We start from the raw sequence: 3,079 nt of genomic DNA on the forward strand, positions 1-3,079 counted from the left end.
GGGAGCGGCGACCGTGCCGGTTGGATCGGCGCAGCTCACCGGTGGCGGCGGAGGTGGTGGACGGCCGGGCATGGCCGGGTCCGCCGGACTGGCGCATGGCGGGCATTGTCGTGGTCGGCGAGGAACGGAACCGCCCGGCGGCGGACGGCGCCGGGATCGTCCACGGGCCGGTGGAGGCGGCGCTGCCGGGGTCGGCGGCGGGCCTGGAACGGCGGGAACCCGCGCGCGGCGAGGGGCCGTCCGCCGTGACGATGCCCGACCCACCCGAGCCGCCGGGACCGAAGGAGCCGAAGGGGCCAATCGGGCCGGTGTGGGTGCTCAGGCGTTCGGCCGCCGCGATGCGGTGACGTCCGCTGTTCCCACCGTCGCGGCCACCACCGGACCGGCCACCACCCGCGGAGCGTCCGGCGCCGACGCGGCCACCGACGGGGCCGGTGTCGGACGTCCCGTTGCGAAAGACCCGCAGGCCACGGCCACCGTGACCGGAGCCGCTGGACTGGTCGATGCCACGGCCGGGTCGCAGCAGGTGCAGCAGCGCGGGCAGCAGCAGGATGCGCACGACGAGCGCGTCCAGGACGACACCCACCGACAGGCCGACGCCCAGCAGTTTCATCACCCGAACGGGCTGTGCGGCCAGCGCCGCGAACACGATCACCATGATCAGGCTGGTGGTGACGACGATGTGGCCGACGTCCGCGTGGCGGCTGCTGATGGCCCGGCGCTGGTCGGGATCGTCGGCGGCGGCGTGCAGGCTGCTGAGCATCGTCAGGTGCATCCCGATCGCCAGACCGAACACGACGATCATGATGATGCCGAGCAGGAACGGTTCGACCGGGCCGGGTCGCACGCCGAGACGCGCGGCGAGGTGGTCTTCGGTGAACACCCAGGTGATCGCGCCCAGGGTGGCGGCGAGGGCGAGCAGGCTCGCCGTCATCACGGCCAGGCTGTGGCGCACCGAGCGCAGCGCGAACAGCGTGGTGAGCCCGAGCATGCCGAACTCCAGCGCCAGGAAGCCGGGCAGCACGGCGGCGAACCGGCTGGACATGTCCGCGAACAGGGCGGCCTGCCCGCTGATCCGCACGGTCAGGCCCTTGCCCGCGATCGCCGCCGGCACCACCTGGTCACGCAGCCGGTGGACGAGTTCGGTCGCGCCCGGCGCGCGCGGACCGTCGTCCGGCAGGATCTGGACGAGCGCCCCGCCGGCGGCGTCGTTGCGCAGCGACAGGAAGGCCCGTGTCACACCGGGCGCGTCGTTGAGCGCCTGGATCACCCCGGGGAGCGGGTCGGGCGCGCCGGTGTGCAGGCCGGTCACGACGGCGAGCATCGGGCCGTTGAGCCCGGGGAAGTACTCCTCGCTGATCAGGTCGTAGCCCCGCCGAGTGGTGTTGGACGTCGGATCGGCGCCGTTGTCGCCACCGCCGAGGGTCAGCCCGGTGACGGGCATCGCGAGCACGGCGAGCGCGATGATGGCCACTCCCGCGAGGACCTGCGGGTGCCGGGCGACCATGCCCGCCCACCAGGACCGCAGGCCCGGGCGCACCGGCAGGCCCGTGCCGCTGCGGCGCAGCAGGGTGCGTTCGGTCCAGACGAGCAGGCCGTGCCCGGTCAGGCGCAGCGCCGCGGGCAGCAGCGTCATCACGGCCAGCACGCTCGCCATCGCCGCGGTGAACCCGGCCAGGGCCAGGCCGTCGAACACGCTCAGGCGCAGGGCGCTCGTGGCGAGCATGACCCCGGCCAGCGCCAGGCCGCCGATCGCGGTGGCCCGTCCCGGGTGGCGCAGGGCCGCGTGGGCCGCCTGGGGCGGGTCGAGTCCGGCACGCAGCTGGTTCTGGGTGCGGTTGACGATGACGACGCTGCTCCCCAGGGTCATCCCGAAGGCGAGGACCAGGGTGAGCAGCGGGGCGAGCTGGTTGAGGTCGGCCCGCTGCGACAGCAGCATCGCCGCGGCCGTCGCCATCCCCGCGGCGACGAGCGCGACCAGCATGCACACCGCGACCGCCGCCGGCGCCCGGACCATCAGGCCCAGCACCAGCAGGGCGATGCCCACGGCGAGCGCGACCGGCCACAGCGAGATACCCGACTGCACGATGATGGTGGCGCCGGGTCCGTTCACCTCGACCTGAAGGTCGGGCCCGTCGTAGGCGCGGGCGGTGTCGATCAGCGCGCGGATGGCGGTGTGATCCGGCGCGGTCGGCGAACCCTTCATCAGCACCGAGACGACCGCGGCCCGGCCGTCGGCGCTCAGCGGCGACCCGCCGATCGGAAGCGCGGCCGCCGGGCTGAACGGGTCGAACGCACCGGCGACACCGGGCACCGTCCCCAGCTGCGCGACCATCTCGGCGATCCGGGCCCGCACCGCCGGGACCTGCACCGTGCCGGCGCGCGCCCGCACGACGACCGTCTCCAGATCGGGCACCGTCCCCGACGGCATGAACGACGCGGCCGTGTCCAGGGCCTGCTGTGACTCGGCGTCATGGCCGGCCAGCTCGACGGAGAACCGCGGCCCGGCATGCCCGGCGATCGCGAGCGCACCCACCAGGGACGTCACCCACACCGTGACGACCAGCCAGCGGTGTCGCTGACACCAGCGCACCAGCAGAGCCACGGGCCTCATCCTCCGGCACGGCACGGGCCGGCTATATGGCCCTTTAGGGAAATTGTCCAATTTGCTTCGGCAAATCTCACCCTCCACCCGCCGACGCGTCAACACGATCCGCAGTCGGAACGCCCAGATGGGCACTCCGGTGGCGGTAGTGGGCAATCACACCGAGAGCTGGCGGCAACATCCGCGAAACAGCACCCGCGCGTCCACCCATCCCGTCGGACGCCGCCGCCGGGACCACCGCCAGCCATCCGGACGCCTGCCCGACAACGGACATCGCGCAGCCGCGGGACGCCCCCGGGGCACCTTCGGGCCACCCGCGTACCCGGCCGGACCCACCCAGGTGACCACCGGCGGGCGGTCCGGCGCCCGGTGACACCGCGTGAGGACGCGCCGACCTGCCCCCATCCGGGGAGCCGGAAGCGGCCCCGGGCGGACACCCGTCCGGGTTGGGCCACACGTCGGATCGCCGACCCC

General features: G+C 74.1%; 1 protein-coding gene. It reads right to left on the reverse strand.

The annotated features are described in order from the left end of the window. Nucleotides 1-2,605 (reverse strand): MMPL family transporter (locus G6R24_RS19765; RefSeq protein ID WP_163550661.1); only part of this gene is annotated, 2,605 nt, incomplete at its 3' end. Nucleotides 2,606-3,079 lie beyond the last annotated feature (474 nt).

The organism is Candidatus Frankia nodulisporulans, assembly GCF_902806475.1.
GTDB lineage: Bacteria > Actinomycetota > Actinomycetes > Frankiales > Frankiaceae > Frankia > Frankia umida.